Origin of the sequence: Paenibacillus tyrphae (assembly GCF_027925525.1) — a bacterium.
Classification (GTDB): Bacteria; Bacillota; Bacilli; order Paenibacillales; family NBRC-103111; genus Paenibacillus_G; species Paenibacillus_G tyrfis_B.
Genome location: NZ_BSDJ01000062.1, coordinates 1 through 5356 on the forward strand (window position 1 = coordinate 1; position 5356 = coordinate 5356).

2 protein-coding genes are annotated in these 5356 nt (G+C 49.4%); both read right to left on the reverse strand.

Going from position 1 to position 5356, the window contains the following annotated elements:
• Positions 1-51: 51 nt before the first annotated feature.
• Positions 52-987, reverse strand: a complete 936-nt coding sequence (locus tag QMG93_RS34750; RefSeq protein ID WP_281944474.1) for a hypothetical protein — start codon at positions 985-987, stop codon at positions 52-54.
• A gap of 88 nt (positions 988-1075) precedes the next feature.
• A partial coding sequence (locus QMG93_RS34755) for a DUF6531 domain-containing protein (RefSeq protein ID WP_281944475.1) occupies positions 1076-5356 on the reverse strand: 4281 nt, incomplete at its 5' end.

Here is a 5356-nt window from a genome sequence, read left to right on the forward strand (position 1 = left end):
GCCTATCTTTATAAAATTTGCAAAAGATAGGCCTGCTTTAATCTTGATTCATTATGAGTAGTCTATATCTAATCTTTCGAACCCATGGTTTTGAAATAATGCTTTCCCCTCTTTCTTCAAAGGGGTTCCACAATTAACTATTTCTAAACTTTTTAAATTTTTGCACTCAAGCAATTTTTCAACATTTTTTAATTTTTTCGAATTATGAATGATAATTTCTTGTAAATTCGGTAAATCAAGAAATACAGAGCAGTCTATTTCTCCTTTTACACCATTTAAGTGCAATATTTTTAGCTGAGTCAATCTATTGATGTGATCTATTTTAAATTGCTTATTTGTATCTGTAATCGATAAAATGCGCAAACTACCGTGAATATGTTCAAAAATATCAAAGCCATATACATGTGCCAGTTCTAAGTAATTTAAATTTTTCATTTTTTTAATTTCTTCTAAGACTAAACCCTTTTTATCTATATAGCATCTTAAATATTCTAAATTTTGAAGCACTAATACATCAATATTCAATAACGAGTCTTTACCAGAATCATAGTAATCTCCCAAGAACCCCAAAGCATTAAAGTTAATAAATACCGGGTCAAATACATGTGCTTTCAAGTCATCAAATAAAACTGAGTGTTCATAATTATTAGTTAACATTAAGTTCTTTACGCTCGCAGGAATCGTTTCTTTATTTAGAAAAGTAACCAACGAAAATGGAATTGATAAATGCTGCAATTGCGATAAATCTTTTATAAAATCGGGAAATTTGAACTTCTTTAGTTGAGAAGCTGTTGGCAACAAGATTAATCGGTTGATTTTATCATAATCCTCTTTACTAGGTACTTCACCCCAAGGTATCCTAACATACCCCTCTTCTACTAAATCAAGACACTCATTTTTACTACCGATACAATAACTCCCATCAATTTGAGGGTTGAGATATTTTGACCTTTCCTTGATCATATAGCTTTCTGTATAGCTATCCATATTTAATTTGGCTCCTCCTTTACTTTTTCAATAGCTTGGAAAGGAACATTACGGGACTATTTATTATAAAGAGAATGTCCTTACCAAACTATTTGCAAGTTATTCTTCTCTTGTTAGCGGACGCTTTGTGCTTAGTAATTAACTTCTCCGCCTCTTGAATCTTGGACGGGTTCTGAATTCCTGCACCATTTGTCATGGTATAACCTTTACTTAATTGTTTTTTATATTCTCTATTTTCATAATATCTTAAGATATTATTTCTATCGCTTTGACTTGTTGCACCTCCTAAGTCAACTTTAATAAACTGTACAATCGTTCCTTTCATATTCAATAATCTTTGAGCTTGTTTATGACCTGTGGAAGATACTCTTTTAAACATACCTTGTTTTCCAATACCTGAACTGCCAACATAAGACTGTTTCCCATTAGTAATGATATATATTCCAGGTGCATTTGGTAAGGATGAAGGAGCTTTTATCCAACCAAATGGGTCTACCCAAGTATTTGTATCATCCACATATCCGTATAACACCAACCCACCAGCTAACCCTATCGGGTCCTGCTGCGTATAGATTCCTTCATACGGCGAGTAGTAACGGAAACGGTTATAGTACAGCCCTGTTTCCTCATCTTCATACTGCCCCGGATACCGGAATGGGCATGCGCTACGCTCACCTAAAAGATCTTGCCGCCGAACCTTCCCGTAAATGTCCAGTTCGCACGACCATACCTTTTCCCCTGTATCGTCGTACATCTCAACAGGCGTACCCAAATGGTCTGTTATGATACTGTACGAGCCCTCTGGTGTAATCTTCGCGGTCGGATGAAACGTTCCGTCTTCAAAGATCCATGTGATCAAGCCGCCAGGATTCAGCGCTTGTCCCAGACGCTGCTTCTCCTTCGGCTGTTCGCCGCCCCATTCTGCACCGTTTTCAGCTTGGATTTTCTCCGCTTTCCACTCATGCAGGATAATGTTTCCATCCCACACATAACAGTGTACCACACCGTTAAAATGCTTCTCAATCCTGCGGCCGAGGCTATCATACGTAAACGTTACTTCCTGTCCGTCCGGCCGTATGACCTTGCTCATCATATTGTTGCCATAGTACTCATAGCGCCAATGCGTGCCGTCCGGATCTATTTTCTCCGTGAGATTTCCTTCTTCATCGTAGCTGTACTTCGTCCCGTTGAACTCCAGCAGCCGCCCGCCGGCTCCGTACGTCCGGTTCGTCTTATGTCCGTCGCTGTACAAATTCCCGACATCGTCGGCCATGCGGAAGATTTTGCCGAAGTCGTTCGTGGCCCCGATCAAGGTTCCAAAATCGTCGTATCCATACTGCGTTTTCTTGCCAGTCAGCTCGTTGAGCACGGATTTTAGACGGTTATTCACATCCCACGAATACTTTCGTCTGCGCGTTTCCCGTCCGCCCGCCTTCACGCTATGCCGTTCAGGCCGTCCCGCGATATCGTACTGCCAGCTGCTTATTACTCCGCCAGGCAACAGTCTCTCGATCTCTTGCCCAAGCGCATCGTACCTCATCTGCGCCGTCCACGGCGTACCGCCTGATTGAGCTGCGTCGCCTCCGCGCTGTTGCTGCGCCTGCATCTGGCTAACTTGCCCCAAGATATCGCGCTCCATCGTCACTTGAGCGCCAAGACTGCTGCTTACTTCCGTCCGGTTGCCCATTTCATCGTATTGGCTTGCTACCCAGTACGCATCCCGCCATTCCTTAATGACACGACCGGCCCGGTCATAGTCCAGCTTCACCGTCGCAAAAGGATTGGCTGTCTCCAGTAATTCCCCGACACGGTTATACCTAAACGTCTCCACCAGACCGTCGCTGTATTCCACCTGCGTTACGCGTCCCATAACGTCATGGCTGTAAGCCGTCCATCGTCCGCCCGGCCGCTCTACCTTCTGAAGTAGACCTGCGGGGCTTCGCATGTATTGCCGCACAATCCCGTCAAAGCCTGTTTCACGAACGATGCTTCCGTTCGCATCGCGCTCCAGCACATACCGCTCGCCGCGCTCATTGATGACCTCGGTCAGTTCTTCTTCCTTGTTATAACTCAACTTGACACGTTTACCCTTTTCTTCGCGCCAAGTCAGCTTCCCAAGCGGGGTATACCCGAATGCGACACGGTGCTGGTTATCTTCCGCGAGGATCACTTCGTCGTAAGCGTTATACTTCAGCTTAATTACATTGCCATCCGGCAACTCGGAGCGCACGACTCGGCCGAGCGCATCGTAGACCAGCACTTGCTTCGCTCCAAGCGGATTCGTCTCTTGCAGGCATTCTCCCCGGTGGTTGTATGCCCATTTCCCGCTCGTCCCGTCAGGCAGCATGACCTCGATCAGGTTATCCTGTCCGTCGTAAAGGAGCCGCGTTACCGCGCCTTTCGGGTCTTGCACTTCGCTGATCCGATGCCGCTCATCGTAGGCAAAACGCGTCACTGTCTGATCGGGCCCGACCACTCCCTTCACTCGGCCCAATTCATCATACTGCCATCCCCGGATGCCGCCTTCCGGGTCCATCACCTGCTCCAGTCTTCCGTCTTCACGATACGTATACTTCCATACGCCCCCATCCGGTTGCACTTCCTCGACAATCCGTCCGAACTCATCATACGCATACCTAGTGATCCGGCCTTCCTCGTCCGTTTCACTCTGCAGCTCGCCCAGCTCGTTGTATTCATACTGCACAACGCCGCCAAGCGGGTCGACGATCCGGGTGCAGTAATACTCCGGGGTGTATTCGTACGTTGTCGTATGCCCCTGACTGTTGCTCACTTCGTTCCAACCGTCAGAGTACGCAATTCGCCCTTCCAGAAGCCCGTCGTCCCCGTACGTATGAACGCAGCGCGCTCCGGTGGTCGGGCCATCATAGTGCCAATGGAAGCTGTACCCGTTGCGGTCCGTCTTCTTGAGCATCAGATGGCCCTCATAGGACATACGAGTCGTCTGTCCCAACGCATCCGTCACCGCAATAAGGTCCCCTGCCTCGTTATAGCCGTACTGTACCAACACCTCGCGCTGCTCCCCGCGATAAACGTGAGTCACTTTCGTGATCCGTCCAGCTTCGTCCGTCTGGATATCCAGCCTTCGGCCCACGCTGTCCGTCACCTGCCGCAAGTGACTGCGGTCATCGTACGTAAGAACGATGGAATGTCCCCATTCCTGCCCGATCCGTTCCAGACGGAATCTCGTTTCCATTCCAGTCTTTTTTCCAAAATGATACGCCAGGCGGCTATCTTCCTCGAAAAGTACGTACCCCGTCCCTTCCCGGCGCAAAACCATCCGCTCTTTCGGGTTTCGCGTTTCCATAAGTCCACGGTATAAGCGCTCAAACGAAACCGCCCGTCCGTCTGCGAGCAGTACACCAATGCAGTCATCCAGCACCTCCAACCGCATATCCAGGCTGTGATGCACGCCATGACCGAGCAAGCCCCAATGACCGCTGTCACTGATCCAGCGCCGATCCCATTGGATCGGTAGCGGGCCCGGAAATTCGAAGTCGGTCGCTTCGCTCATCATCCGTCCCGTGATCAGATCGACTGGCTCAAAGCCCCATTTACAGAAACGGTCGCCAAGGCCTCTGGTGCACTCGAATTTCTTCAACACTTTATGGTTGAACTTCGTAAGCGCCTTCTTCGCCCCGGATTTCTCCAGCGCCTTTTGGAGCAACGCCTTGCCCTTCTCCGCCAGCTTCTGCTGCATATCCTGCAGCTTCTTCTGCAGCAGCTCCCGCAGCTCCTCTGCCTTCTGCTTCAGCTTCCGGGCTCCCGTCATCACTTTGTTCAGCGTGAACTGGACGGCCTTCTTCGCCGCGGCCCGGCCGATCTTCCCGGCCATCTTACCGCCTGCCTTCGCCGCCGCCTTGGCTGCGACCTTGGCAACGCCTTTGGCCGCCAGCTTCGCTGCGCCGAACGCCGCGCCCCCAATCGGCAGCATCGAGCCGATGGACAAGGCCGCGCCAAGGAAGTCTCCGCGGCAAATGCTCACGACTGCACTTGCCGCTCCTGCAATGATGCCAAGACCCGGCACCATGCTGAGCACATCCAGCGCCGTTCCCAGCTTTTCCAGGAAGCTATCCTTCTCCTTGTCACTCTTGGCCTGCTCCGCTTCCGGGTTACTGAGCGCCTCGAACGATTGCCGATCGCTGCCCGTCATCATGACCTGCTGACCCATCACGTCGGTCATGTCGGTCAGCATCATGCTGCTTTTGCCGCCTGCGATCCACAGCTCTTCTTGCGCCTCGGCCCGGAACGTTTTCAGCTCGCTAAACGATAGTTCCTGCTCCGCCATCAGCACGAGGTCTTTATCGCTCTGCAGCGTGATCCCGTCTTCTTCGCCGATGGTGATGAACAA